A 26,464-nucleotide genomic window follows, 5' to 3' on the forward strand; every position below is an offset into this window, starting at 1 on the left:
AAATTAGATCGCCAGCTCATATACCCTGATAGTCAGGGGCTCGTTTTTGTAAAAAAGCCTGGATACCTTCAAGCGCGTCCTGCGTTTGGCCAAGCTGGTTCTGTAATTGGGCCTCCAGTTCGAGCATGGCGGGTAGGTCAGACTGGAATGAGCGGTAGAAAGCCTGCTTCATAGCACCAATGGCCTGGGTAGGGGCGGAGCGGTAGTAGGTGATTACCTCCTGTACGGCCTCGTCTAGCTGCGCAGCCGGTACGGCACGGGCGATAAGCCCTATCTGAGCGGCCTCCGGCGCATAGATTCGTCTACCGGTAGAAGCCAGCTCAAAAGCGCGGGCCATACCCACCAGGCGCGGGAGCATGTACGTAGCGCCAGCGTCGGGCATAAGGCCTATACCTACAAAGAGCAGTGACAGATAGGCCTCCTCAGAAGCAATGACCATATCGCAGTCCAGGGCCAGTGAACAACCAGCCCCGGCAGCGAGGCCATTGAGGCGGCATACTACGGGCTTGGGAATAGTACGCAATGCCATGATCATGGGGTTGTAGCGGGTGCGTAGGGCTTCGCCAAAGCTGGCGGCTTCCCCGATGCCTATCTTAAGGTCAGCACCCGAGCAGAAGGCCCTATCGCCGGTGGCGGTAAGCAGTACTACCCTGACACTACTGTCAGCGGCGGCGGCCTGCACGGCGGAGGTAATTTCCAGAATCAGATCAGGACTGAGAGCGTTATAGACTTCGGGGCGATTGAGGGTAATACGGGCTACGCCCTCTATTACTTCATAGAGCAGGTGCTGATACATGTAAAACAGGGACTAGTGGTTATACAGCGGTAGCAGCTCCGCCATCCGCCTAGAAAAATACAAATATGGATACTGAGCTCACCACGATACCCAGCGCCAGACCGGCACCTACCTGGGCGGGGGTGTGGGCATTGAGGTGAAGGCGGGCGCTCATGAGCCAGCCGGTGATCAAGATACCCATAATAAGCGGATAAAACAATGTGGAGTCGCCGTAGCGCAGGAAGAGGCAGGCGATCGCTCCCAGGCAGCCACCCATACCGGTAGCATGGGCGCTGATCTTCCAGCGCAGGCTGATCAGGGCTACTACTGCCATAGAAAACGTAATACTGCCCAGCACTACCGCTATACTGGGAGCCAGATCGCTGATGGGCTCAAACTGCCAGCCAAACAGGTAGGTAGCGAAGGTATAGATAATGACAGTAGTAATATAGGGCAGACGCCGATCGGGCAGGGTGTCGAGGTGCAGGCTCCTGATGTAGCCCAGTTTATAAAAGTAGAAAATGACCAGAGCCGGGGCCAGAAAGGTATTCATAAACAGCAGGAGCAGTAAGCTTCCCTGCGCAGACAGGCTCAGTGTGTTGATACCCAGCACCTCGGGAACAAACAGGAAAAGTAACCCAAACAGGTAAGTGGGCATCAATAGTGGATGCAGTACTATCGATAGAAAAAGCGCGATTCGCGTATTCAACGTATTCGTAACAGCTTGGTTCATGTAACAAACAACAAAATTAGTGTTAAAAGATACACGAACAAGCTGACTAGCACCGAAAACGCCTGATGGAACCTCTATATCTGCTTACGCAGGCGGGCTACCGGTATATTTAGCTGTTCACGGTATTTGGCAACGGTACGGCGGGCAATGTTGTAGCCCCTTTCGTTAAGCAGCTTTTCCAGCTTATCGTCGGAGAAAGGCTTCCGTTTGGGTTCGCTCTCTATCAGCTCGCGCAGTATGTTTTTCACCTCGCGGCTACTTACATCCTCACCTGACTCGGTAGAGATTCCTTCGGAGAAAAAGTACTTAAGCGGATAAAGTCCGAACTCCGTCTGGATGGACTTGCTGCTGGCTACCCGCGATACCGTCGATACGTCCATTTCGATGATGTTGGCAATATCTTTCAGGATCATGGGTTTGAGCTTTGTCTCGTCGCCATCTTCAAAGAAATCATACTGGTACTTCAGGATGGCGTTCATGGTACGCATCAGAGTAGCCTGGCGCTGCTTGATGGCATCTATAAACCACTTGGCCGAGTCGAGTTTCTGCTTTACAAACGTAACCGTCTCGCGGATGTGGCGGTTGGTCTTGTCGCTCTTGTGGTAGGTATCCAGCATTTCGGCAAAGGTACGGTTGACCCGCAGCTCAGGCGCGTTACGTGAGTTGAGGGAGACTACCAGTTTGCCGTTGTGGCTGCTGAGTATAAAATCCGGTGTCAGGTACTGCGCTCCGTTGTCGTCGCCTTCGACGGATCCTGGCTTGGGATTCAGCCGGATGATCATGTTAAGTACCTGGCGGGCTTCCTCCTGGCTCATATTGAGCCGCTTCTGGATCTTCTCGTAGTGCTTCTTGGAGAACTCTTCGAAATAGTGCTCAATGATTTGCAGAGCTAGCTGTACGATCAGGTCGCGCTGGTCTTTGCGGCGGAGCTGAAGCAGGAGGCACTCCTGCAGGTCGCGGGCTCCGATACCGGCGGGCTCTAGGCTCTGAACTTTCTTTAGTACACTTTCCAGCTCCTGCTCGCTGGTATAGATACCTTGTGTAAACACCAGGTCGCTGGCGATGGCCTTGAGCGGGCGGCGCAGGTATCCATCGCCTTCCAGGCTACCCAATAGGTGCAGACCCAGATAGCGCTGCTGGTCGGTAAGGTTCAGAAAGCCAAACTGTTGATACAGGCTGTCAACAAGTGTAAGGCGGGTCGCTACCGGATACTCCCGGTCTTCGTCGTCATTGCCGAAGGAGCCGTCGCCATACATTTTATAGCCACTGAGTTCATCCTGATTAAGATAGCTTTCAATATCAATATCATCATTGGACGCATGGCGCTCATCGTAATCAGCGTCATCTTCCATGTCTGACTCATATTCACTCTTCTGAATCTCCTCTGCTCCTTCCTCCAGAGCAGGATTCATTTCTAACTCTTCCTTAATACGAGCATCAAGTTCGGCAGTGGGTATTTGCAATAACTTAATAAACTGAATTTGCTGCGGAGACAGCTTCTGCAGTAATGTTTGGTTTAAACTCAGTTTTTGCATGTATTAGTAGAGGTTTTCATACGCGGTTTTTTACTCAAATCACTTCACACGAACCTTGAACACCAAACAATCATGATTCGTTTTCAGGGGTATCAATTGTTGTACCAAATTAGTGCAATTTGAGAAATTAGTTAAAAATTTTTTGTAACCATTTCTGACCTAGTTGATTATTAGCCCATTAGCCCGCAAAATACTTTGAAGGGTCTGTAAGGGTAAGATGCTGGGAAACATAGACAAGCACGTATTATTACTATATGATACGTAGGTTTTCGCTATTGCTATTTATAAATTTGCAGCCTTATTTTGCTAAGTCACAACATTTAAGAAGTACATATCAATGGGTCCAGTACAGATCAAGCAGTTAATCCAAGAAGCTCCCGTAGGTGAGTCGGTCGTAGTAAAAGGGTGGGTACGTACCAAGCGTGAAAGTAAGAATGCCATATTTATTGCCCTTAATGATGGCTCTACGATTCATACTATTCAGGCGGTTGCCGAACCGGGACAAATAGCCGAAGAAACACTGCGCCTGATCACTACGGGAGCCTGCCTTAAAGTAACCGGTCAACTGGTGGAGTCGATGGGTTCGGGGCAGTCGGTTGAGGTAAAGATAGAAGAGGTACACGTATACGGCACGGCCGATCCGGAAGTATATCCCCTGCAGCCCAAGAAGCACTCGCTGGAGTTTCTGCGCGAGATAGCTCACCTGCGTCCACGCACCAATACCTTTAGTGCTGTCCTGCGCCTGCGTCATACACTGGCCTACGCAGTACATAAGTACTACAACGATAACGGGTTCTTTTACCTGCATACGCCTATTATCACGGCGTCCGATGCCGAAGGAGCCGGGGAGATGTTCCGGGTAACTACCTTAGATATGTACAATCCTCCTAAGGATGAGGCGGGCAAGATCGACTTCAAAGAAGACTTCTTTGGACGTGAGACCAACCTGACGGTATCTGGTCAGCTGGAAGGTGAGCTGGGAGCACTAGCCCTTTCTAAAATATATACGTTCGGACCTACCTTCCGGGCCGAAAACTCCAATACTACCCGCCACCTGGCTGAGTTTTGGATGATCGAGCCGGAAATGGCGTTCTTTGAGCTGGAAGACAATATGAATCTGGCCGAAGACTTTGTGAAGTACGTGATTGGCTACGCCCTTGAGCACTGTGCCGATGATCTGGCCTTCCTGGAAAAACGTCAGGCCGAAGAGGAAAAGAACAAGCCGCAGAACGAGCGTTCCATGCCGCTGCTGGAAAAGCTGCGCTTCGTGGTAGATAATCCGTTTGAGCGGCTGACGTATACAGAGGCCATTGATATCCTGCTGAAGTCAAAGGCGCATAAGGAGAAGAAGTTCCAGTACCCGGTAGAGTGGGGCATAGACCTGCAGAGCGAGCATGAGCGTTACCTGGTAGAGAAGCACTTCAAGAAGCCCGTGATCCTGACCAACTACCCCCGCGAGATCAAAGCCTTCTACATGAAGCAGGATGAGGAGTCGTCGGCGGCCCCCGGGCCAACCGTTCGGGCTATGGACGTACTATTCCCCGGTATCGGTGAGATCATCGGTGGTAGCCAGCGGGAGGATAACTACGAGAAGCTCCTCCAGCGTGTACACGAAGTAGGTATTGAGCCTGAGAACGTGTGGTGGTACCTCGAAACCCGTAAGTTCGGTTCGGCTCCTCACTCCGGTTTCGGATTGGGCTTTGAGCGTCTGGTGCTGTTCGTGTCGGGTATGGGTAATATCCGCGATGTGATCCCGTTCCCCCGCTATCCCAAGAGCGCCGAGTTCTGATAGTCATTTATATATTTGGAAAGAGCCGTATAGCCAGTAAGCTGTACGGCTCTTTTTGTTTTGCTTCAGCTACTCCCTCTCAAATCCGCCCGTTATCTCCTTTACCTTATTGAAGAAGCCCCGCTTCCGGTCAGAATTGATGCCCCAGTCAGCGGGCATGCTCTGGTAGCCTTCGTGGAAGCCCTCCCCCTCTTTGCGGTAGTCGAAGTACCCCCAGGAGGCGTAGGCCCTGGTGGCATTGATAAAGTTATTGTCCGGCTGGTCAAACGCGAAATGGTCGTCCTCGTTGAAGACGATAGGCTGGTTGCGGTAACTTTCTACCTGCCGGGTTTGCTCCACCATCTTCGTGATCCGGGCCGGGTCCTCCACGCCGTTGCCGTGCAGAAGTATATAGTCGGAGGTACCTACTACATTAGGTTTGGGTATGGCACCCCCTCCGTAGCTGGTACTGACCAGCAGGCGGTAGCCGTTTTCCTCTTTCTGCTTTACCCACTCTATAAGCTCATGTACCCGCTCGGGTTGCAGGATAGCGTGGTCGTACCGGATGTTGCACTCGTTGTTGATCTCGATCAGGACGTTGCGGTAGCCTTTGCGGAACAGCCAGCCCGTAGCGTTGTCGACGGCGTTGATGACCGCCCTTTCGTCTTCCAGGTACTCATCCTGCCCGAAGTAGAAGAGGCCCAGCATCACTACCATTCCCAGCTCGTCGGCTCTCTTCAGGATGCGGTCCAGGCGGGTCATGTAGTCGGGGCGCAGGTTACCTTTGGCATCAAAAGCCGAGTTGAGCCAGCCCTTGTTGCCGTAGCCGGTAGGGCTGCCGCCCTGCAGGTTGAGCGTAAAGCCCAGCAGGCCGTGCCGGTACCATTCATCCATGGCCTTCACAAACTCATTGGTATTACGGTCGGGGTCCCAGGTGCGGGTATCGGGGTAGCCAAACAACTTCCGGGTCTCCGGGTTCAGATCATCAAAGATCCCCTGTACCATTCTTGAATTCATCAGCAGGCCTTCGATTTTGTGTCCGTTCCAGTAGCGGCCTGCGTAGGTAGGCTTCCCATTGATGTAGAATTGTTCCCCCCTTATTTCCACAATCGTCTGGGGACGGCTCTGGGAGTAGCCCGTGTAGCTGGTGAGTATACCTATGATACCAGCTACTATCCATGTACTGATCCTGCTTCGCATATGCCTAAGAGTGAAAGGTTTCTGTAATAATTCCTACTTAATGAAAGCTTATTTGCAAACATGACTACTTAGATATAGTTATGATAGTAAAATAGGTACGGTAGCTACATTACATCTCTTCACTGCTACTGCTAACGCTATTTAATCCTCTGTCTATATACGTAATCTTTCAGAATGCCTTACCCCATGCGGTTGGTACGGATACCGCAATTATAGGGCATACAGTACTTAAAACATGATCTACTCCAGTGCAGCCGGCACTCTCGCTGAGGTGGGTGGCACGTTAATTATGTAGGTATAATTTGAAAAATTAAGAGAAACTATGGCAAAAAGTAAAACCGTATTAGACGATAACCTCCACTGGTATAAGGACGCCATTATATACGAGCTGCACATCAAGGCATTCAGAGACGGCAACGGAGACGGTATAGGCGACTTCCAGGGTATTATGGAAAAGCTGGACTACCTGGAAGATCTGGGCGTTACGGCCATATGGGTACTTCCCTTCTATCCTTCTCCACTCCGCGACGATGGTTATGATATAGCCGACTATTACAGTATTAATCCGTCATACGGAGATATAAAACAATTTAAGGCCTTTCTGGACGAGGCCCATAACCGTAACCTGAAGGTTATTACAGAGCTGGTGATCAACCACACCTCTGACTCGCACCCGTGGTTTCAGCGGGCGCGCAAAGCTCCCAAGGGCTCACCCGAGCGGGACTACTACGTATGGTCAGATGATCCTACCCAGTATAAGGATGTCCGTATTATTTTCCAGGACTATGAAGTCTCCAACTGGACGTGGGATGCTGTGGCGCAGCAGTACTACTGGCACCGTTTTTTTCACCACCAGCCCGACCTTAACTACGATAGTCCGCTGGTACAGGAGGAGGTGTTCAAAATTATAGACTACTGGTGCGAAATGGGCGTGGATGGCTTCCGTCTGGATGCCGTACCTTACCTGTATGAGCGAGAAGGTACCAACGGTGAAAACCTGCCCGAAACACACGCGTTCCTGAAAAAGCTGCGGGCACACATAGATGAAAAATATCCGGGTACCGTGTTCCTGGCCGAGGCTAATATGTGGCCCGAGGACTCAGCATCATACTTTGGAGATGGTGACGAGTGCCACATGAACTACCACTTCCCGGTGATGCCGCGGATGTTTATGGCGCTGCAGATGGAGGACCGGTACCCCATCACCGATATATTTGACCAGACACCCGATATTCCCGAAACCTGCCAGTGGGCGATGTTCCTCCGCAACCACGATGAGCTGACCCTGGAAATGGTAACGGACGAGGAGCGTGACTACATGTATAAGGTATACGCCAAGGACCCCAAGGCCAAGATCAACCTCGGGATCCGGCATCGCCTGGCTCCGCTGATGGAGAACAACCGCCGCAAGATCGAGCTGATGAACTGTCTGCTGTTCTCGCTCAACGGTACGCCGGTGATCTACTATGGCGACGAGATCGGCATGGGGGATAATTACTACCTGGGCGACCGGGATGGCGTACGTACGCCTATGCAATGGACGCCTGATCGTAATGCTGGATTTTCCAATGCGAATCCACAGAAATTATATCTGCCTACTATTCTTGATCCGGAGTACCACTACGAGTCGGTCAACGTAGAGACCCAGCGCCGCAACCCATCGTCGCTGCTCTGGTTCATGAAGCGCATGATCAACATGCGTAAGCGCTACAAGGCGTTCGGCCGCGGTGACATGAAGTTTATCAATGTGGATAATCCGAAGGTATTGGCTTTTGTACGTACCTATGAGGAGGAGACCGTGCTGGTAATGGTGAATCTCTCGCGGTATTCGCAGCCTGCCGAACTGGATCTGAGCGAATACAAGGGTTTCCAGCCGGTGGAAGTATTCAGCAAGAACCGCTTCCCAGCCATCAAGGAAGATAGCCCTTACTTCTTTACACTAGGGTCGTATGGCTACCAGTGGTTTGTACTGGAGAGGGTACACCCCGAAGTAGATGAGGCCGCTCCGCTACCAAGGCTGAATGTAAACCGCTGGGAGGGACTGTTCCTGAAAAGTGGCCTGAAGCAGCTGGAGAGTAAAGTACTGCCCAATTACCTGTCAATGGTGAGCTGGTTCAATGGCAAAGAGCGCACCATGCTGAATGTAGAGGTAGTGAAGCATACGCCTCTGCCATTCGGAGAAAATACCATGCAGCTACTGCTCTTAGAAGTACATTACGAGAGTGGCTTGCCCGAGACCTATCAGATAGCCGTTACCATGGTGACGGGAGATGCGGCCAAGCGCATGAGCGATAGCTGTCCGCATGCGATCCTGGCTGAGGTACAGATAGGTGAGGAGGAAGGACTGCTGTGTGATGCCCTATTTACCACCGAACTGCAGCAGGAGCTATTTAACCTAATGGTAGCCGGTAATCAGCTATCGATGGATAGCGGTGAGTTGGTAGTACACGGAAGTTCTAATCTGTCCGAGCAGATACAGGGACAGGAGGAAATAAAGCCCAAACTGCAATCCACCGAGCAGGACGCTTACATTGCCTACGGTAATAACTATGTACTGAAAGTATACCGTCGGGTGGATCGGGCCCTTAACCCCGACGTCGAAATCACACGATTCCTGTGCGAGCATGCTAATCTTGCCAATATTCCTGCCTACGTAGGTACTATCGACTGGAAGATAGATAAGGATTTTATTGAGCTGGCTATGATGCAGAAGATGGTCGAGAGCCACGGCGACGGCTGGAGCTACATGCAGGAGAGACTCTATAACTACTACGAACGGATTCTGGCGCTGGATCAGGATAAGTTGCCTCAGTTTGAATTAGGAGGAACGCTTGTCGATCCGATTCCTTTTGATGATGTACCCGAGGAGCTCAAAGAGCTACTAGGCGGGCCTATTACAGAAGGTACCCGTCTGCTGGGGGTACGCACCGGCGAGATGCACCTGGCTCTGGCTTCGGATAGTAGTAAGAAAGATTTCGCTCCGGAAGACTTCTCCCTGCACTACCAGCGCTCGTTGTATTCGTCGATGCAGTCACTCGTTCGCGAAGCCTTCCAGAATCATTCGCGTACACTCAAGATGCTCCCGGATGATGTGAAGCAGGAAGCACAGGAAGTACTCAAAAATAAAGAGGATATCTTAAAGCTGCTGAAGAGGATCTACGCCAAGAAACTGGATGTCGTTAAGATCCGTATACATGGTAACTATCACCTCGGCCAGGTGCAGTTTACCGGAAAAGATATGGCGGTATTTGACTTCGGAGGCGACCCTAGCCGCAGTTACAGTGAGCGCAGACTTAAGCGTTCGCCCCTGCGCGACGTTACAGGTATGATTCACTCGTTCTACTATGCTGCTTATTCGGCGCTGCTGCTCAATGATCAGATCCGGGATGAGGACATACCTAAGCTGACACCCTATGCTGAGCTATGGGTACACTATGTGTCTGGTTTCTTCATGGAGTCTTATCTGCAGACGGTGGAAGGCAGTCAGTTTATTCCTAAGGAAAAAGAGGATTTGAACATGATGATTCAGACTTATATGCTTGAGAAGGCCATTTATGATCTGAATCGGGAGCTACGCTACCGTCCTGACTGGGCTATGGTTCCGCTCCGCATTATCAAGACCATCCTGAGTCAGGTGACGGTGCCGAAAGGTGAAGCCGTAGCCGGTGCCTGATCCATTACAGGTGTTACTATTTTTGCATACCTTTGCAGGTAATTGAGTACAACTACTGCAGGGGCAGGTCCACAGCCTGCCCCTGTGTAGTATATATGCTAACCAGTTACCTGACAATGCCCCTTACATTAGTTATTTTCCTGCTCATGGTACCCGGCTTTGTAGTCGTAGGGGTGTACCTTGAGCGTAAGGTATCCGCTTTCATTCAGGATCGTTTGGGGCCCATGGAAGTAGGAAAGTGGGGACTGCTGCAGCTGTTTGCTGATCTGCTCAAACTTCTCCAGAAGGAAGATATCGTTCCCAAAGCCGCCGACCGTTGGCTGTTCCTGCTGGCTCCCATCGTCATTTTTACAGCTATTTTTGCCGGTTACGCCGTATTGCCACTAGCCCCCGATCTGTCCGGGTCAGGTGCTGCCGTGGGAGTATTTTATCTGCTGACTATCGTATCCATTGATGTTATCGGTCTGCTGATGGCCGGCTGGGGCTCTAACAACAAGTACTCCCTCTTCGGAGCCATGCGGGCCGTGTCCCAGATTATATCTTACGAGGTACCGCTGGGGCTTTCGGTGCTGTGCGTGGTCATGATCTCCCAGACGCTGGACCTCCAGGTGATCAGCTATCAGCAGGGAATCTATTCGCCCGATACCAACTACCTCTTTGGTCTGAAAGGGCTGGGGCTGGACGTGACCCAGGTAGGGGGCTTCCTGACCTGGAACATCTTCCGCAATCCGTTTCTGCTTATAGCCTACGTCGTATTCTTTATCGCTTCACTGGCCGAGTGTAACCGTGCCCCCTTTGACCTGCCCGAAGGAGAATCGGAGATTGTAGCCGGATTTCATACTGAGTACTCGGGTATGCGCTGGGCGCTGCTGATGCTGTCGGAGTATGGGATGATGCTGCTCGTTTCGCTGCTGGGAGCTATCCTGTTCCTCGGTGGCTGGAACACTCCTTTCCCGAACATTGGTCCCGTACGCCTCGCCGACTGGACCAGCGGTGAGCCGGGTACTATCTTTGGGTACCTGTCGGGCGCTTTCTGGCTCTTGTCTAAGGCGGTGCTGGCCGTGCTGGTACAGATGTGGGTACGCTGGACGCTGCCCCGCCTGCGCGTAGACCAGCTCATGTACCTGGGGTGGAAGGTACTAACGCCCGTAGGGCTGGTCCTGTTTTTCTTCTCCGGCGTGTGGCGCCTGCTGGGGGTGTAAGGAGCAATTTATTAATTCATACTTATTAAAGTCTTTAACTTTTGACGCCATCGTTGGGGTTTTTCACCAGCGATATGTCAGAGGGTTTACTTAGGCTTCATTTTGCTGTAGAGGGCAAGGCCGTTATGGACAACTCCAGCAACAGTAAGTTAACAAATTGGTAATAAGGTACTAGTAGGTACTGTCCGTGACATATTCATTCTTTGCAGGATAGATTAATTTAGCCTGCACTATGTACACAAAAAAACTAATTTCCGCCTTAGGGTTAGCCGGTTTGGTCGTTGCCAGCTTTTCTTGTCAGGATCACAGCCTTGACATTCCTTTCAATCCGCCTACCATAAGTAATCAGGGTGTGGCTCTTCCCTTCACGGTACTTGGCAATGAACTGGGGGTGGAAATCCGCAATGGAGGGTTTGGCTCTGCCGCTACCGCGCACCCTCATAATCCGGGCGAATTTTATGCCATGACCGACCGTGGTCCCAACACCGACGCCACCGGCGGTAAGTACTTTCCTGTTCCTGACTATACTCCCCGGATAGGTCATTTCAGAATGACTGCGGATGGGAAAATCGAGAAAATTGGCGAAATCCTAGTCAAGAATCCGTCGGGTCAGCCTATTAGCGGTCGGCCTAATCCGGCCGGAAAAGGAGCTACCGGTGAGATTGCTTATGACCTGAAGGACCAAGTTCTTGCTCCGGACGAGTACGGCCTGGACTCGGAAGGCCTGGTTGCCATGAAAGATGGTACTTTTTGGGTGTCGGACGAGTACGGTCCGCACATCGTGCATCTGAAAGCCGACGGAACCCAAATAGAGCGGCTCAGTCCGGTTAATATAAACACCGGTGGCCGTAAACTGCCGGCGGTGCTGGAACGACGCTGGGCAAACCGTGGTATGGAAGGACTCGCGGTAACACCCGATGAAAAAACGCTGGTCGGGATTATGCAATCGCGCTTGTATAATCCTACTAATGCCGCAGCCATTAATCGCACCCTTACCCGTATTGTGACCTTTGACATTGCGACAGGAACTACCAAGCAATATTTGTACCGGCAGGAGATTGACAACAATTCCAACTCGGAAATTACGGCCCTAAGCGCCACCGAGTTTCTGGTCGTTGAGCGTGACGGTAATTTCAGTGCCGATGGCAGTGTGATGAAGCACATCTACAAAATCGATATTTCCAAGGCCACTGATGTTACCGGCGATTTTAATTCAATGGATGGGATGCTGGTAAATGGCAAAACTCTGGAAGCCAACACCTGGGATCAGCTGGCTACGGCGGGCATTGTACCCGTCCAGAAAACCCGGGTAGTAGATCTGATGCAGGCGTTAGGCAACTATCCGCACGATAAGCTGGAAGGAGTGTGGCTGATTAATAGCAATACACTTGGGATAATCAATGACGACGACTTTGCTATCTGGAGCGACCCTGTAAAAAAACTCAGACAAAAGACACTTTCGCCTACCAATGGTACAGTGGTCGATGGAAATCGCCTGTACCTGGTCAAGTTCTAAACCAACCCGGTGGTTTCGTACCATCGCAGGTGTTTTTCACCAACGATCCGACGGAGGTGCCGGATGGGTAAAAGAACAAGCCCATTGTACAAAACACCCGGGCCGGAAGCCGGCCCGGGTGTCAAAAAACAACCCATTCACGTTAGCAGGCCGCTAAGCCTGCACGTACTGATTATGCGTCTTCATCCAGGTGGCACACCAGCAGCGGAGTCTGGCTATCGAGTACCATCGCCTTGGACAAGCTCGGATTTAGTATATTAGACAGCCAATCGCGTTTCTGGTTAGCCAGTACCAGCAAGTCGGCTTTTTCTTTACTTACGTATTCGTTCAGCCCTTCCCGCACCGAGTGAGCCTCCACCTGCTTCAGCATGAAAGTCTCATTAGGGAATAGCTTCTTTATATTCTCAATAAAGTACTCATCATTGTAGATATTCAACTGGTCGGGTGAGTTGATCTTGAGTAGGGTCACCGTGGCCTTGCAGTGTCGGGCCAGTTCAAATACAAAGCGTAGCGCTTCGTTCTCAATGTACTCAAGCTGCGTAGCATACACGATGGTTTCTATCCGGGGGGCATCCAGCGTACCCGGAACTACCAGTACCGGGCAGAGGGATTTGATGGCAATGCGGCTGGCGACACTTCCTAGCAGTTTGTCCAGTACCCGTCCCTGGCCAGTACGTCCCAGTACTACCAGGTCAGGCTTGATCTGTTGAATGGCCTCCATGATACCGTCGGTAGCCACACCATAGCGGAAGTCTATTTCTACCTTGAGACCATCTGTTTCTACCTCTCTCCGTAGCCTGACCAACTGATCGAAGGCCCGCTTCTCTGACTCGTCCATCAGGCTTAGCGTCTGGTCTGAGGGCAGGTTGCTGTCCAGGAGCATCGGACGGAACACGTGTGTCAGGTATATAGTGGCTCCATTCAGCAAGGCTATCCGTTTGGCCAGGGTAAGAGCTACATCGGCGTTGTCGGAGAAGTCGGTAGCAACTAGTATCTTTTTCATGAATCCTGTGTCTGTTTTTTACGATGTAAAATTCATAGAAAAAAATCCCTGCATCCCTGACCTGAGGCAGGATCCAAACATGACAGTTATCAGGTATTTACATTATGTTTACAGACAAATCAGATCCAGAACAGTTGTTTCTGCCAGAGACTCATCTATTTACTCAAAACGCCCCAGATTTTATGAAGCTTCGTAGCCTGTACCTTCCCCTGCTGCTTATTGCCCTAGTGAGCAGTGCGGGCATTGCTCAAAAGTCAGCCAATCCCGCCGCTGATGGATTTAATATGTCCGGCTCTGATCCCAGGGCTGTGGCTCTGGCCGACCAGGTGATGGAAGCCATGGGGGGGCGTAAAAACTGGGACAAGACGCGTTACCTGACCTGGAATTTCTTCGGGAACCGCCGGTTGTTCTGGGATAAGTGGACAGGCGATGTACGGGTAGAGAACCTGAAGAATGACCAGACGGTACTCCTGAATATCAATACCGATAAGGGGCGTGTCTTCAGAAATGGTCAGGAACTGACCCACGCCGACTCTATTGCTAAGTACGTCAAGCAGGCCAAGAGCTCCTGGATCAACGACTCGTACTGGCTGGTAATGCCTTACAAGCTCAAGGATTCGGGCGTGACCCTTAAGTACATAGGAGAAGAGCAGACCGAAGCTGGCGAAAAGGCCGAAAAAATACAGCTCACCTTTGAAGAGGTAGGCGATACACCTCAGAATAAGTACCACGTCTGGATCAGTCCGGAGACGCATCTGGTCAATCAATGGGCATATTTTTCGAAGGCTGACAACGAAAAACCGAACTTTGTACTACCCTGGAAGAGTTATAAGAAGTATGGAAAGGTCATGCTTTCGGGCGACCGGGGGCAGCGGCAGATTACAGATATACAGGTATATGATAAGTTGCCGCCCAGCGTGTTTCAGTTATTTGACAAGCCGAAGCTACAGTAGCTGAGGTACCAAAACATTTGATTTGTACACTTTGTAGTGAGTGTATGTATAGCAGTTAAGAATAGCTTTTTTATGACACCCCAAACTTTATCGGCCCCTTCATCAACCACTAACAAGGCCATCGGCAGGACGGGCGTACTCATCGTAAACTTAGGTACTCCCGATAGTCCTAATGTGCCGGATGTACGGAAGTACCTGCGCGAGTTCCTGATGGACGGCCGGGTGATCGACATCCCCTTCTTCCAGCGCTGGATGCTCGTCAACCTCATTATTGCTCCGTTTCGTGCCCCCAAGTCAGCCAAAGTATACCAGGAAGTATGGACGCCGGAGGGCTCGCCGCTGAAAGTCTATGGCTTTGCCGTCGAAGAAATGCTGCAGAAAGCGCTGGGCGATGAGTATGTTGTAAAGCTGGCTATGCGCTACCAGAGCCCTGGTATCGAGTCGGTACTCAGTGAGATGCAGCGGCAGGGACTTTCGAGGATCGTGGTGATTCCTTTCTTCCCGCAGTATGCGTCGGCTACGACCGGCTCGGTGTACGAGGAGGTGATGCGGGTACTGAAAGGCTGGCAGGTAATGCCCGAGCTGCGGTTTGTCAATAGCTTCCTGGATCATCCCAAGTTTATTGAGGGCTTTGTGCAGCTCGGTAAGAAGTACATAGCCGAGCATCAGTACGACCACTATGTATTCAGCTACCACGGGGTACCGGAGCGCCAGATCTACAAGGGTGATGTGACCAAGCAGTACTGCAAGATCGGAAGTTGTTGTGATACCCTGACGCCCATGAACCAGCATTGCTACCGGGCTCAGTGCTTTGAAACTACCCGTCTGCTGGTGAAAGAGCTGGGCATACCCGAAGGAAAATATACTACCTGCTTCCAATCACGCCTGGGCAAAGATCCTTGGATACAGCCCTATACTGAGGACCTGGTACGGGAATTGCCTAAGAAAGGAATGAAGAGCGTACTGGCTTTCTCGCCCGCATTCGTCGCTGACTGTCTGGAGACTACCATTGAGGTAGGGGAGGAGTACAAGGAGATGTTTGAAGAAGAAGGAGGGGAGCACTGGCAACTGGTAGAAAGCCTTAACGATAGCGAGATCTGGGTCGAAGCATTAGTAGACATGGTCAAAAGAGCTTAGTATTTTTTTATTTAATAATATACCTAACTAATTGTGAAAGTAGCAGTAATATCCACTTCGCCGAGGAAGAATAGCAACTCGTTGAAAGTAGCCAACTACATCAAAGACGTGTTGGCTGAGCAGGGAGCGAAGGAAGTAGAAGTGTTTAGTTTTGAAGAGGTAGATATACCTATGTTGGGACGCGCTAGCCTGAATAAGGCTAACCTCACGCCGTTCCAGAAGGAGCTGTATACTACCTGGAATGAGGCCGACCTCATTATATTTACGCTGCCCGAGTACAACTGGACACTGAGCGGTGAGCTAGTGAATACCATGCACCAGCTTGGCAGCAAGGACTTTGCCCATCTGTTCGATGGGAAGGTATTTGCGATGGTGGGTGTTTCGGCCGGTCGGGGAGGACGTACTCCATGTCTGGATATGATTACCCTGACCAACAAACTCATCAGCTTCCTGAATCAGTACTCAATTGTATCACCTAAGATTTTTGAATCGCACGATACAGGGATCAACCTGGATCAGGACGGCCGCTCAACCGGTAACCCGGTATATGAGAAAGGTGTAAAAGACTTTGTCGATTATACGCTGAAGGTCGCCTGGAAATGGCACGGAGAACCTTGCTTAGCATAAAACAAGAGAGGCGGTGTTAGCACCGCCTCTTCTGTTTTATTAAAGTACCGATTCCTTCTTATACAGCTCGGCCAGCTTTTCTACGGCGTAGTCTACTTCTTCTACGGTGTTGTACTTGCCAAACGAAAATCGGACGTTACCACGATCGGGATCTACATTAAGAGCCGTGAGTACATGCGAGCCTACGTTGGTACCGCTGGCGCAGGCGCTACCGCCCGACACCGATATACCGGCAATATCCAGGTTGAACAGCAGCATATCGCTCATATCCGACGACGGCAGGCTTACACTTAATACCGTATACAGACTCTGATCCAGATCAGCCGAAAGGCCGTTGAAGGTAATGCCTTCAATCTTTTGCAGAAGTTGCTCCATCACCCGTTGCTTTAGCCCTTCTATGTGTCTACGGTGGCTGTCCATGTCGCGGTAGGCTATTTCGAGGGCTTTAGCCAGGCCTACTATTCCGTAGACGTTCTCGGTACCTCCGCGCATATTACGCTCCTGCGCTCCCCCGTGTACAAATGGATGTATCTTGGAGCCGGGGCGGATGTACAGGAAACCCACCCCCTTGGGACCGTGAAACTTGTGCGCGGAGCCTACTATAAAGTCTGTCTTTAGCTTCTGCAGGTCATGTACATAGTGCCCTATAGTCTGCACGGTATCACTGTGGAAGATGGCTTTGTACTGTTCACAAAGTTGCCCCACCGCGTCAAGATCCAGCAGATTACCGATCTCGTTGTTGCCGTGCATGAGCGACACCAGCGAGCGGGGGTTGGTCTGTAGCAGCTCTTCCAGGTGTGCCAGATCTATCCGGCCCTGCGCATCTACCTGCACCAGGCTCAGCTTGATCTTGCCCTGCTTTTCCAGGTGCTCGAGGGTGTGCAGTACCGCGTGGTGTTCGAGGGGGGAGGTGATGGCGTGCTGCAGGCCAAAGGTATCGATGCTAGAGCGGATGGCGGTATTGTCAGCTTCGGTACCCCCCGAAGTAAAGAATATCTCGGCAGGGGCGGCATTAAGCAGCTCGGCTACCATTTTGCGGGATCGCTCGATGGCTGAGCGAACTACCCGTCCGTGCGAGTGTATGGATGATGGATTGCCAAACTGCTCCGTCATCAGCGGGAGCATCACTTCCAGCACCTCCGGATCGAGGCGGGTAGTAGCGGCGTTATCAAAGTATACTTTCATGGTCGAATCAACAATCTGTACACAAAGATACGGCGCTTCGCTGACGATTGCTAAAACAAGGGATGGTTAGGCGGGGGAGGTAGAGGATTCAGGTGTAGTATGGCCGATTGTAAAGTTACCTATCTACCTGGTAGTAGGGGAGGCACAAAAACAACAAGGTACTCCTTACATAAAAGGAGTACCTTGTCAAAAATGATAGTATGAGGACTAGCGACTACTTGCGATCCGAGATTACTTCTCTGATATCTGATATGATTTTATTCGCCAGGTTATCAGCGGTAGTGCGGGTTTCCGACTCGGAGTAGATCCGGATGATCGGCTCCGTGTTGGACTTACGCAGGTGTACCCACTCTTTATCAAACTCTATCCGGACACCATCTATAGTATTGATAGGTTGCTTGGAGTAGCGGGTCTGAATACGATCCAGTATAGTATCTACGTCTATATCAGGTGTAAGCTCGATCTTGTTCTTGGAGATGTAGTAGTTCGGGTAGCTTTTGCGCAGGACAGAAGCTGACTTGCCAAACTTAGCCAGGTGGCTCAGGAATAAGGCTATGCCCACCAGCGCGTCACGGCCGTAGTGTGATTCGGGATAGATAACGCCACCGTTACCTTCGCCGCCGATGATGGCGTTGTGCTCTTTCATCATGTTCACGACGTTGACCTCGCCTACCGCTGAGGCGAAGTAGCTTCCGCCGGCTTTGACGGTTACGTCGCGCAGGGCAGCAGTCGATGACAAGTTCGACACGGTATTGCCCGGCTGGTGCTTCAGTACGTAGTCGGCTACGGCTACCAGGGTATACTCCTCACCAAACGGAGTACCATCCTCGCAGATCAGGGCCAGGCGGTCTACGTCAGGGTCTACTACTATACCCAGGTTGTAAGAGCCATTTTTTAGTTCGTTACGGATCTCACGCAGGTGCTCTGGGAGTGGCTCCGGGTTATGCGCAAAGTGGCCGGTCGGGTCACAGTTTACTTTAAGGATATTTTCCATCCTGACTCCCAGTGCTTCGAGCAGCATAGGTACAGCTATACCACCCGTGGAGTTGACGGCATCGACGACTATCCGGAAGTTGGCAGCCTCAATGGCAGCTCTATCCACCAGCGACAGCGACAGGATGTGGTTGATGTGTTTGGCCAGGTAGGTTTCGTCCTGCTGGTAAGTACCCAGTTTTCGGACTTCCACAAAGTCGAAGTCTTCCTCTTCGGCTATGCGCAGTATTTCACTACCCTCTTCGCCCGATATAAACTCACCGGAGGCATTGAGTAATTTCAGCGCATTCCACTGAATGGGATTATGGCTGGCCGTGAGGATAATGCCGCCGGCAGCCTCTTCAGCAGGTACGGCCAGCTCGACGGTAGGAGTAGTAGAAAGGCCCAGGTCCATGACGTTAAGTCCAACCCCCTGGAGGGCACCCGCTACCAGACGACTTACCATACCACCCGAAAGGCGGGCATCGCGCCCGATCACTACCAGGTTATTGGAGGTGTTGGTTCGACGCAGCCAGGTACCGTAGGCGGCTGCAAATTTTACGACATCAACAGGGGTAAGGGCTTCACCGGTTTTGCCACCAACAATTCCCCTAATCCCGGAAATAGATTTTATCAGCGTCACAGCTCAATTGTACTTATTAGTTCGGGTACAAAAGTAGCGAATTTCCTATGCCGTAACAGGATTAATATATGAAATCGGTGAGGCTCTTACTGAGTGGTACAGGAGGAGCCGTCAGGCCGGATCTATATCTACTTCCGTAGTGAGGGTAGAGGTAGCCTCGCCATGAAAGGTACCCATAACGGGGGCCAGCTGATCAAAGTCAGCGGATGCGCCCAGACTGATATGATTATTGGCGATGGCCTTGCCTTCGGTAGGGTCAAATCCACGCCAGCCGGCTCCGGGCAGGTACACTTCTACCCAGGCGTGAAGTTCGTGCTCCTGCTGCGGGTTGCCATACAGGTAGCCACTCACAAAGCGGGCGGCAATACCCAAGCTACGGCAGGCAGCAATGAATAATCTGGAGTAGTCACGGCACGATCCGTAGCGGTCGCGGAGGGTGTTGTCGGGTGGAAAGGCATCACCTTCTACCCGCAGCTGATAGGCGAAGTTTTCGTAGATGTACCGGCTGAGCTCTACCAGAAACGGTACCGTCTCCCATTTGGCGGTAGCGGCTATCTGGCGGGCAAACTGCTCAATGTAGGGTGTAATCTCGTTGCGGCTCAGGTACGGGATCAGGTACTTGTAGAGGCGCTCCGGGTACTGAAAGGGCATGTTACGGGTACCAAACGGAAACAGTACAAAGTCGAAGACATTGAACTCATCGGAGCTAAGTACCATAGTAGCCTCTACCACCAGACGACTGGTAGGCGCCGCGAAGTACACGATCTGCTGAACATTGTCCTCCGCATCCACATTCCGGACTACCTTAGAGGGCTCCGGCTGAACGTTCAGCGTATACTCGATAAGTTGCTGGTGCGGGTACGAGCGTGGATAAAGGTACAGCGTATGCGGGTTCAGTCCGATGGGTTTATCATATTCATAAACCAGGGAGTGTCTTACTTTAAGATTCATGATGCTGTTCCGTCATTTTAGCACTAATCGGTGTCATCCATTCTACCGGAAGCTTCTGTACCGCATTCTTTAACAAAGCGCTCCACTGATTGGCTATATGATCCAGATCATCCTTCTCGAAGCGGTGCTCAATGATATGGAAAGAGTCTTTCTCGTACATCACTACATCCACGGGGTAGTCGACATCATTGGAACTAACCCGGGTAGAGTCGAAGGACAGTACCCCCATCTTGAGGGCATCCTGCATAGAGGTTTCGTAGCGCAGACTGCGGTAGAGCAGCGGCTTACCGTAGCCGGAGTTACCAATGATAAAGAAAGGAGACCCCGGCCCTACTTCAATCCAGTTGCCCTCGGGGTACAGCAGAAAGAGCTTATGCTCCTCGTCGTCCTCGAGCTGGCCGCCTACAATGGCAAACAGGTTAAACGAAAGACCCGCTTCGTGCAGGGCGGTCTTGTCTTCTTCGGCTACGCGCCTTACCTGTGCTCCAAAGGCATTGACTGCCTTGTATAGCTTGTTAAAAGTATCGTCCTGCTCTTCGAGCACCTCTTTGAAGTAGGTGATCGCCTTATCGCGCACCGAGCGTAGCCCCGAAGTCATGATGAATAAGGAGTGATTTTCGAGCTGATGGACAGATACCTTTTTGTTGCTGGATACTTCCGACCCGGAAGTGAGTCGGGTATCAGCAAGGGCCACGAGACCTGAGGCTACTTTTATGCCGAGGCAATAGGTCATGAGTACAAATACTTTAAAAAATATGGATGCAAAGGATGCGGAGTATAGGTTTCTCTACATTCTTCTAACCGCTAAATTATGAAAAAAAGTCTTGTCATTCCATCCGCTGACTCTGGAATTGTCCGTTGAAGGTTTGGCTTTGTGACTGCACTGGTTTCAGACCAAAGTACACGTCAAAAATGGCGTTGTCGATCTCGTTGTTGCGGGTCTGGAACTGATCGAGGTACTGGTGAAGGCCCGTACGGAAAATATCCTCTATCTCGGTATATTCAATTTCGCTGCGCAGCTTACTCAACGCTTTTTCGGCCGGATTGGTATAGCCTCTTTCGGGGGTAGAGCCGGCAATACAATAGAGCGATAGCTCGGCCTGACGCATGCAGTACGCAATGGAGCGGGGGAATAGCTTGTCCAGGATCAGAAACGCCACAATGTTCATCGGAGTCAGGGCAAGGTGGGTTTGACGGTACATATTGTACGCACTCACCGATTTGAGCACCGCCGTCCACATCATCAGGTCCAGTGTAGAGCCTACGGTATTGGTATCCTGCAGCAGGGTAAAGTACTTTACATCCAGAAAGCGGGAGCTTTTGTCGGCCCGTTCGAGGTGGCGCCCCATGCGGCCGAAGTGCCAGGCTTCGTTGCGGGTAATGGTAGAGTCTACTATGCCATGAAAAAGCTGGCAACGCCTTTTGACCTCGTTAAAGAAGCCTTGCATGTGGTCCATGTTCCGGAGGTCGTCCGGAGAAACATCGCGCAGCCACAGGTAAAACGTGTTGATCGTTTCCCACATTTCCTTCGAGATAGTCTCGCGGATAGTACGGGCGTTTTCGCGGGCCTCGGACAGGCAACTGACGATGGAGTTAGGGTTGCGCTTGTCGAAGGTCATAAACTGAATGACATCCTCCCGGGTGGCCTTCTCGTAGTATTGATGAAACAGGTAGTTGTCGGCTGTAGCAATCAGAAGAGGCTCCCACTGCTCATCCACATTGGGGGGCAGATCCAGAGCCAGATTAAAGTTTACCCCCACAAAGCGGGCGTAGTTCTCGATCCGCTCCATGTAACGGTTCATCCAGTAAATTGAATTAGCAACGCGGCTCAGCATCTTATAGTTGGTGATTAGTCTATAACTTATTCTAGTGTTGTCCTGCTGGTCAGATTACACCATAGGTGATCTGAGGAATTACCAAAAAAGGACTGGTATATGCAAGTAAAGCGCAGATGATCAGGAAAAAGTATAACAAAGACCTTGATCCTTTCAAAATCATTGCTGCTAAGTAACTTGGATCCTCATTTTAAGTAATACCTACTACGGCACGATAGGCACTGCTGACTACTTCTGTCATCTTCCCGAAGTCCAGCGTATCAATGGTATCTGACCTTTTGTGGTAGTTAGGGTTTCGGATAAAAGAGGTATCGTTGATCATAAGGGCCGGATAGCCAAACCGCCAGTAGCTACGCTGATCGGAGAGTCCGGCCAGGCCGTCGCCCGACGGAAAGTGTATCACCTGCACATCAATGGCTGAGCCCTTTGCCATCAGACTATGTACCTTGCTGGTAAAGTCAGAGTAGGGCTGAATACCTACCACAATGATGAAATTGGCGGTATGGGGGTAAATCTTAGCCAGCTCAGGTGAAGGAAAGCCCTGTGAGTTGGGCGCATCCGAGAAGTACCCGATCATTTCGTAGCAGATCATACCAAGTACCTGCACGTTTTGATCGTGCAACGATTTGGCATGAATGTAGCTCCCCATCAGTTCGGTGCTAAAGAAGGGAGGCTCCTCGAGGCAGTAGGCCACGAAGTCGATCTGGTAGTCGAGTTGGGGCTGCTGTTCAAACACCAGCCGTGCCGTCTCCAGCAGGCCGGCCACGGCGCTGGCGTTATCATCCGCGCCGGGCTGGTCACCGCATACGTCGTAATGCGCTCCTACGATCAGCCTTCTGGTGTGGCCGGGGTTATAGGTAGCGATGATATTCTTGTACTCATTACCGGCCGCCCGCCAGGTTTGTAGGCTGGTAGGGGCACCGGCCTTGCCGAATTCACTTTCTATATACTGTACTACCCGTTCCAGGGATTCTAGGTTCTGATAATTTCTGGATGGTGTAATGGATGTTAGGTATTCGACATCTTTATATAATCTTTCGGTGTGTGCTCCCATATCTGGACCCTCTTAGTCAGGTAATCATTCTGTGATAGTCCCTTCTAAACCGATTTAGTGCCAGACTGTTTAGGGCTATTCCAATCCCAGCTCCTTCCTGACCTGCCGGGCACCGGCGCACATGTTAGTCAGTTTCTGCCGGGAGGCCCAGCGGGCGGTCTGGCTGAGGCCACAGTCGGGAGCGATAGCCAGCTTTTCGGCGGGTAAATGTTTCAGGCACTGGCGGATGCGCTCCGCTACGTCAGCTACGCTTTCGACGTAGTAGTTCTTGACGTCAATAATCCCTACGGCCACATCCATCCTCTGCCCAAACTCCGCAATCAGCGCCAGCTCGTCAAACTCGCGATTGGCCATTTCTACGTGTACTTCATCCACGCTCAGGTCCAGGAAGTCGGGCAGCATGGGGTGAATCTTACGATAGCCTACGGGCCGTCCCTTGAAGTTGCCGAAGCACAGGTGCGTGGACAGGCGGCACTTGCCCACGATAGGCGCTACCGTACGGTTAAAGATGTCGACAAAGCGGCGGGTGTCTTCCTTATAGGCGTAGCAGCTCATGGAGGGCTCGTCTACGGTGATCTCGGTGCAGCCTGCGGCTACCAGGTCTTCCAGCTCCTTGCGTACAATGGGCAGGAGTGCTTCGGTCAGGTCGTAGCGGTCTTTGTATAGATCACCGTCCGGGATCATCCGGCCGCTGAGGGTATAGGGGCCGGGTACGGAGGCCTTTAGGGTAGGTCCCTGCGGGGCGAGGCGGCGGAGGCGTCTGTATTCGGCCACAGCTCCCAGTCCGCCCGGAGCGGTGAGAGGCTCCACCACGCTGTGCTTGCCGCGCTGGTCGTGGGCCGGTGGTCCGAATTTCCGCGTTTCGGCGTGGTTGGGTACTATCCCTTTCAGAAATCCGTAGAAGGAGAGGTTGAAGTCCAAGCGGGTCTGCTCCCCGTCGGAGATTACATCCAGTCCCGCCGCGACCTGGTCATGAACAGCGGCTACGACGGCATCTTCAATCATTTCTTCCACGTCGGCCAGTCCAAAGCGGTCCAGGTTCTGCGAAGCGAACTCCAGCCAGCCCGGAAACGGGTAGCTGCCGATCACGGTGGTACGTATGGGTATAGGTTGCATGGGGTATAGGTAGTAAGGGGTTAGGTTTTCAGGTGTTAGGAATTAGGTACTTATAATCTGTTTATCAGGTAGGTAATAGTGTTTTGTAGAGGTAGGTGTGGCTCGTTCTGGATTGCTGCTTTATCGCTATCGTAACTACAAAAAGATAGTAACTTTTCCCTGGCCTGTGTCTCCACAGGCCAGGTTTTCAGATAGTAGCTTTTTCCTGCGGTTGAAAAAGCTAATACCTAAAAGCTAATAGCTCTTAGCTAACAGCTACTTCCCTACGTTGGCGTACAGCCGGGCCAGGCGGTGGGCGTGTTCGTCGTAAGCCGCTTCGAACAGTTCTACGGCGCGCTCAGCTCCTACGACGGCTCCGGCGCTGAGTACTTTGGGCGGCTGCCCTGCCTCGGTCAGCAGGCGCGCTACTTCGGCCTTGAGGCAGTTGACCAGTACGGCACCTCCGAGGGTACTTCCGGGCGCTACGGGCGTGTCCAGCCCCGGTATCTGTACCATAGCATCACCTACGGGTGCGCCGGTATCTAGTACCAGGTCCGCAAAGTCACTCAGTTTGCGGCCATCGGCTCGTTTGGAGGTACTCTGGTCGGAATGTTCTTTGGTGATGAGGGCTACTACTTTTACTCCGCGCTGCTGGAATAGTTCGGCCATCTCGATGGGTACTACATTGCAGCCGCTGGAAGAGATCACCAGAGCCGTGTCCTGATCCGACAAGTCGAAGTTGCGCAGGATGCGGTCGGCCAGTCCGGGTACATTCTCCAGAAACATCGCCTGCCGCTGGCCGTTGGCCCCTACTACCAGGTTATGGAAAGTAAGCGATAGCTCTACGATAGGGTTGAAGCCGGGAAAAGAGCCGTAGCGGGGCCACATCTCTTCTACCATGATGCGGCTGTGGCCACTTCCAAACACATGTACCATGCGTCCGGCCAGGATGGAGTCGGCAAACCAGCGGGCCGCGAGCTCAATAGCCTGCTGCTGTTGTTCTATGGTATCGAGTAGGGAACGGCTCTTAGATAGGTACTGTTGAATAACGTTCATTATGAAAGGTAAGGTTATAGGACTTGTAATTAGATGATGTTCAGCTCCTGCAGGATCTGACGGGTGATTGTCTTGCGCTTTGGACCAAAGTCTTCCATCTTCTGGTCAAGGGGCTTATAGATGCGGGTGGCGAAAAAGTAGACATTCCCCTTCGACTCTACGTAGCCCACGTACCAGCCAATGTCGGATGGGTCTACTTCGGCCCAGCCGGTCTTGGCGCGCAGGGTATAGGCGTCAGTGCGTTCTTCCACCATGATTTCTTTGCCGATCCGGTAGGTACGCTCGCTGAACGGGAGCGACTGGGCGTGTATCTTCTGCAGGAACTTGAGTTGTTCCTCGGGCGAAATCTTCAGACTCGTTCCCAGCCAGAACTGCGTCAGGCCGCCACTTATATCCTGATTGCCGTAGTCCAGCTTCTTGAGGTAGCTCTTGTACTTATCTGCTCCGATGCGCCGGGCCAGCTCCTGATAAAACCACACCGTCGAGTTCTTGTAGGCCATCTTCAGGTCGTTGTCCTGGTTCCAGGCGGGTACCATGCGTTGGGTACCGTCCCACTTCAGTACTTCATTTTCGTCTTTCACGGCCTTTTCTTCCAGCGCAATAAAGGTGTTTGGTACCTTGAAAGTCGAGGCGGGAGAGGTACCTTTTCTGAATTCAGCTTTGTCAGTAGTGAAGTACTGCTTTTTGCCCAGGTCGTACAGGCTGAAGCTACCGGTTACGCCCGCTTCCTGAAAGTACTTGTCGTAGGGGAGTTGAGTCTGGGCGGAGGCTACCAGGCTAACCAGCGACAAGCCTGCTATGACTAGTAAATATTTAATGGCTACGTACATTTTTCTATTATAGTTTTATTCCGAGTTCTGCGAGTTGAACCTCGAAGCTAGATCTCTTTAAGCCAGTGGGCATATCTTTTTCGTACAGTAGTTGTAGGGCCCTTGTATCAGCGGCAGGTATAACTGCCGGACTACTATCTAATAACTCAGCGCTCTCGAGGCTTGGAATGTTAAGTCTACCTAGTAGGTGCTCTTCATGGTAGTACCTCCTTGAGTGCCCTCCTAGCCCTAGGGCATGGCAGAACTCATGCCTGAGTATAGCGTTTCTAAGTCTGTCTTTCAAGAGTGGACTTAGATGGATCTCCACCTGCTTTATCTTGTTTGTTACTGAAAAAGTAGGGCTAGCGAAGCCATCTACATCTACTCCAAGGTCTTTTGCAGCCTTGCTAGCCTCAAATTCACGTTCTGAATCGGGAAAGTGGACCTGCACATTCCCCTCCTCCCTGGTAAGTACTATCTTTGGGAAAGCTATGATCTTCGATAGTTCATCTACGACTTTGGCTACCTCTGCACTGTCTTGACGGCTACAGGAACCAGCTATGCTTACCCTTATTGTCTGGTCCCACCTTTTTACCTTATCCGGGTACCCAAATCCCACATCTGCAAAGTATAAAAGGTCCTCCTTAGAGTACTTCTGTAAGAACAGGAGTGAGTCAATTCTGGTCTGACCATCAATAAAAAGGTAAAGTAGCATGGATAGCACACCTATGCGTAGTATCCA

At 51.5% G+C, this 26,464-nt stretch carries 22 protein-coding genes; 7 read left to right on the top strand and 15 right to left on the bottom strand.

Annotated elements, in window-relative coordinates:
- Positions 1-16: 16 nt before the first annotated feature.
- The 3 genes from JTN23_RS06310 to rpoN all read right to left on the bottom strand — a co-directional run bounded on the left by JTN23_RS06310 (position 17) and on the right by rpoN (position 3,043).
- Positions 17-796: an enoyl-CoA hydratase/isomerase family protein gene (locus JTN23_RS06310; RefSeq protein WP_247233177.1), complete on the bottom strand. Its 780-nt coding sequence runs from the start codon at positions 794-796 to the stop codon at positions 17-19.
- A gap of 49 nt (positions 797-845) precedes the next feature.
- Positions 846-1,433 carry a hypothetical protein gene (locus tag JTN23_RS06315; RefSeq protein WP_247233178.1) on the bottom strand — a complete coding sequence of 196 codons (588 nt, stop codon included), beginning with the start codon at positions 1,431-1,433 and terminating at the stop codon, positions 846-848.
- A 149-nt stretch (positions 1,434-1,582) separates the two neighbouring features.
- Complete coding sequence (rpoN, locus tag JTN23_RS06320) at positions 1,583-3,043, bottom strand: RNA polymerase factor sigma-54 (RefSeq protein WP_247233179.1); 1,461 nt, start codon at positions 3,041-3,043, stop codon at positions 1,583-1,585.
- Positions 3,044-3,380: 337 nt separating this feature from the next.
- Here rpoN and asnS point away from each other — a divergent pair, with 337 nt between their 5' ends.
- A complete protein-coding gene (gene asnS / locus JTN23_RS06325; RefSeq protein ID WP_247233180.1) occupies positions 3,381-4,832 on the top strand; it encodes an asparagine--tRNA ligase in 1,452 nt (483 codons plus the stop codon).
- Positions 4,833-4,901: 69 nt separating this feature from the next.
- Here asnS and JTN23_RS06330 read toward each other — a convergent pair whose 3' ends face one another.
- Positions 4,902-6,011: a hypothetical protein gene (locus JTN23_RS06330; RefSeq protein WP_247233181.1), complete on the bottom strand. Its 1,110-nt coding sequence runs from the start codon at positions 6,009-6,011 to the stop codon at positions 4,902-4,904.
- Positions 6,012-6,333: 322 nt separating this feature from the next.
- On the opposite strand from JTN23_RS06330, the gene treS reads away from it, so the two are divergent.
- The 3 genes from treS to JTN23_RS06345 all read left to right on the top strand — a co-directional run bounded on the left by treS (position 6,334) and on the right by JTN23_RS06345 (position 12,402).
- Complete coding sequence (gene treS / locus JTN23_RS06335; RefSeq protein ID WP_247233183.1) at positions 6,334-9,684, top strand: maltose alpha-D-glucosyltransferase; 3,351 nt, start codon at positions 6,334-6,336, stop codon at positions 9,682-9,684.
- Positions 9,685-9,800: 116 nt separating this feature from the next.
- Positions 9,801-10,886 carry a complex I subunit 1/NuoH family protein gene (locus JTN23_RS06340; RefSeq protein ID WP_247233184.1) on the top strand — a complete coding sequence of 362 codons (1,086 nt, stop codon included), beginning with the start codon at positions 9,801-9,803 and terminating at the stop codon, positions 10,884-10,886.
- Positions 10,887-11,238: 352 nt separating this feature from the next.
- On the top strand, positions 11,239-12,402 hold the full coding sequence (locus JTN23_RS06345) for an esterase-like activity of phytase family protein (RefSeq protein ID WP_247233185.1): 1,164 nt from the start codon (positions 11,239-11,241) through the stop codon (positions 12,400-12,402).
- A 172-nt stretch (positions 12,403-12,574) separates the two neighbouring features.
- Here JTN23_RS06345 and JTN23_RS06350 read toward each other — a convergent pair whose 3' ends face one another.
- On the bottom strand, positions 12,575-13,405 hold the full coding sequence (locus JTN23_RS06350; protein ID WP_247233186.1) for a universal stress protein: 831 nt from the start codon (positions 13,403-13,405) through the stop codon (positions 12,575-12,577).
- Positions 13,406-13,587: 182 nt separating this feature from the next.
- Between JTN23_RS06350 and JTN23_RS06355 the strand changes: the two genes are divergently transcribed.
- The 3 genes from JTN23_RS06355 to JTN23_RS06365 all read left to right on the top strand — a co-directional run bounded on the left by JTN23_RS06355 (position 13,588) and on the right by JTN23_RS06365 (position 16,122).
- On the top strand, positions 13,588-14,358 hold the full coding sequence (locus JTN23_RS06355; RefSeq protein WP_247233187.1) for a DUF6503 family protein: 771 nt from the start codon (positions 13,588-13,590) through the stop codon (positions 14,356-14,358).
- Positions 14,359-14,430: 72 nt separating this feature from the next.
- Positions 14,431-15,495 carry a ferrochelatase gene (gene hemH / locus JTN23_RS06360; protein WP_247233188.1) on the top strand — a complete coding sequence of 355 codons (1,065 nt, stop codon included), beginning with the start codon at positions 14,431-14,433 and terminating at the stop codon, positions 15,493-15,495.
- Between the two features lie 33 nt (positions 15,496-15,528).
- Positions 15,529-16,122, top strand: a complete 594-nt coding sequence (locus JTN23_RS06365) for an NAD(P)H-dependent oxidoreductase (protein WP_247233189.1) — start codon at positions 15,529-15,531, stop codon at positions 16,120-16,122.
- Positions 16,123-16,161: 39 nt separating this feature from the next.
- Here the strand turns inward: JTN23_RS06365 and JTN23_RS06370 are convergent, their stop codons facing one another.
- The 10 genes from JTN23_RS06370 to JTN23_RS06415 all read right to left on the bottom strand — a co-directional run bounded on the left by JTN23_RS06370 (position 16,162) and on the right by JTN23_RS06415 (position 26,437).
- Complete coding sequence (locus JTN23_RS06370) at positions 16,162-17,307, bottom strand: cysteine desulfurase family protein (protein WP_247233190.1); 1,146 nt, start codon at positions 17,305-17,307, stop codon at positions 16,162-16,164.
- 214 nt (positions 17,308-17,521) lie between these two features.
- Positions 17,522-18,922, bottom strand: a complete 1,401-nt coding sequence (gene glmM, locus JTN23_RS06375) for a phosphoglucosamine mutase (protein ID WP_247233192.1) — start codon at positions 18,920-18,922, stop codon at positions 17,522-17,524.
- Between the two features lie 111 nt (positions 18,923-19,033).
- Complete coding sequence (locus JTN23_RS06380; protein WP_247233194.1) at positions 19,034-19,873, bottom strand: transglutaminase family protein; 840 nt, start codon at positions 19,871-19,873, stop codon at positions 19,034-19,036.
- Positions 19,863-20,606 (bottom strand): proteasome-type protease, encoded by a 744-nt coding sequence (locus JTN23_RS06385; RefSeq protein WP_247233196.1) that lies wholly within the window; start codon positions 20,604-20,606, stop codon positions 19,863-19,865. Before JTN23_RS06385 ends, JTN23_RS06380 begins: the two co-directional genes overlap by 11 nt.
- Positions 20,607-20,700: 94 nt before the next feature.
- The gene (locus JTN23_RS06390) at positions 20,701-21,708 is read right to left on the bottom strand and encodes an alpha-E domain-containing protein (protein ID WP_247233198.1); all 1,008 of its coding nucleotides are present in this window, start codon (positions 21,706-21,708) and stop codon (positions 20,701-20,703) included.
- A 190-nt stretch (positions 21,709-21,898) separates the two neighbouring features.
- The gene (locus JTN23_RS06395; protein WP_247233199.1) at positions 21,899-22,762 is read right to left on the bottom strand and encodes a M28 family peptidase; all 864 of its coding nucleotides are present in this window, start codon (positions 22,760-22,762) and stop codon (positions 21,899-21,901) included.
- Between the two features lie 75 nt (positions 22,763-22,837).
- Positions 22,838-23,878 carry a methionine synthase gene (locus JTN23_RS06400; protein ID WP_247233200.1) on the bottom strand — a complete coding sequence of 347 codons (1,041 nt, stop codon included), beginning with the start codon at positions 23,876-23,878 and terminating at the stop codon, positions 22,838-22,840.
- Positions 23,879-24,133: 255 nt separating this feature from the next.
- A complete protein-coding gene (locus tag JTN23_RS06405) occupies positions 24,134-24,913 on the bottom strand; it encodes a sugar isomerase domain-containing protein (RefSeq protein WP_247233201.1) in 780 nt (259 codons plus the stop codon).
- 29 nt (positions 24,914-24,942) lie between these two features.
- Positions 24,943-25,743, bottom strand: coding sequence for a class D beta-lactamase (blaOXA, locus tag JTN23_RS06410; RefSeq protein WP_247233202.1), 801 nt, complete (start codon positions 25,741-25,743; stop codon positions 24,943-24,945).
- Between the two features lie 7 nt (positions 25,744-25,750).
- Positions 25,751-26,437, bottom strand: a complete 687-nt coding sequence (locus JTN23_RS06415) for a DUF2927 domain-containing protein (RefSeq protein ID WP_247233203.1) — start codon at positions 26,435-26,437, stop codon at positions 25,751-25,753.
- Positions 26,438-26,464: the final 27 nt, after the last annotated feature.

Origin of the sequence: Telluribacter roseus (assembly GCF_017355915.2) — a bacterium.
In the GTDB taxonomy this organism is placed as follows: Bacteria; Bacteroidota; Bacteroidia; order Cytophagales; family Spirosomataceae; genus Telluribacter.

Excerpts from the sequence above, each read along its gene's own strand:
- JTN23_RS06315 (WP_247233178.1), bottom strand. The coding sequence starts at position 1,433 with ATGCCCACTTACCTGTTTGGGTTACTTTTCCTGTTTGTTCCCGAGGTG.
- JTN23_RS06370 (WP_247233190.1), bottom strand. The coding sequence starts at position 17,307 with ATGAAAGTATACTTTGATAACGCCGCTACTACCCGCCTCGATCCGGAG.
- rpoN (WP_247233179.1), bottom strand. The coding sequence starts at position 3,043 with ATGCAAAAACTGAGTTTAAACCAAACATTACTGCAGAAGCTGTCTCCG.
- JTN23_RS06395 (WP_247233199.1), bottom strand. The coding sequence starts at position 22,762 with ATGGGAGCACACACCGAAAGATTATATAAAGATGTCGAATACCTAACA.
- JTN23_RS06405 (WP_247233201.1), bottom strand. The coding sequence starts at position 24,913 with ATGAACGTTATTCAACAGTACCTATCTAAGAGCCGTTCCCTACTCGAT.
- JTN23_RS06350 (WP_247233186.1), bottom strand. The coding sequence starts at position 13,405 with ATGAAAAAGATACTAGTTGCTACCGACTTCTCCGACAACGCCGATGTA.
- JTN23_RS06400 (WP_247233200.1), bottom strand. The coding sequence starts at position 23,878 with ATGCAACCTATACCCATACGTACCACCGTGATCGGCAGCTACCCGTTT.
- JTN23_RS06330 (WP_247233181.1), bottom strand. The coding sequence starts at position 6,011 with ATGCGAAGCAGGATCAGTACATGGATAGTAGCTGGTATCATAGGTATA.
- blaOXA (WP_247233202.1), bottom strand. The coding sequence starts at position 25,743 with ATGTACGTAGCCATTAAATATTTACTAGTCATAGCAGGCTTGTCGCTG.
- JTN23_RS06390 (WP_247233198.1), bottom strand. The coding sequence starts at position 21,708 with ATGCTGAGCCGCGTTGCTAATTCAATTTACTGGATGAACCGTTACATG.
- hemH (WP_247233188.1), top strand. The coding sequence starts at position 14,431 with ATGACACCCCAAACTTTATCGGCCCCTTCATCAACCACTAACAAGGCC.
- JTN23_RS06415 (WP_247233203.1), bottom strand. The coding sequence starts at position 26,437 with ATGCTACTTTACCTTTTTATTGATGGTCAGACCAGAATTGACTCACTC.
- JTN23_RS06385 (WP_247233196.1), bottom strand. The coding sequence starts at position 20,606 with ATGACCTATTGCCTCGGCATAAAAGTAGCCTCAGGTCTCGTGGCCCTT.
- JTN23_RS06380 (WP_247233194.1), bottom strand. The coding sequence starts at position 19,873 with ATGAATCTTAAAGTAAGACACTCCCTGGTTTATGAATATGATAAACCC.
- JTN23_RS06310 (WP_247233177.1), bottom strand. The coding sequence starts at position 796 with ATGTATCAGCACCTGCTCTATGAAGTAATAGAGGGCGTAGCCCGTATT.
- asnS (WP_247233180.1), top strand. The coding sequence starts at position 3,381 with ATGGGTCCAGTACAGATCAAGCAGTTAATCCAAGAAGCTCCCGTAGGT.
- treS (WP_247233183.1), top strand. The coding sequence starts at position 6,334 with ATGGCAAAAAGTAAAACCGTATTAGACGATAACCTCCACTGGTATAAG.
- JTN23_RS06340 (WP_247233184.1), top strand. The coding sequence starts at position 9,801 with ATGCCCCTTACATTAGTTATTTTCCTGCTCATGGTACCCGGCTTTGTA.
- JTN23_RS06355 (WP_247233187.1), top strand. The coding sequence starts at position 13,588 with ATGAAGCTTCGTAGCCTGTACCTTCCCCTGCTGCTTATTGCCCTAGTG.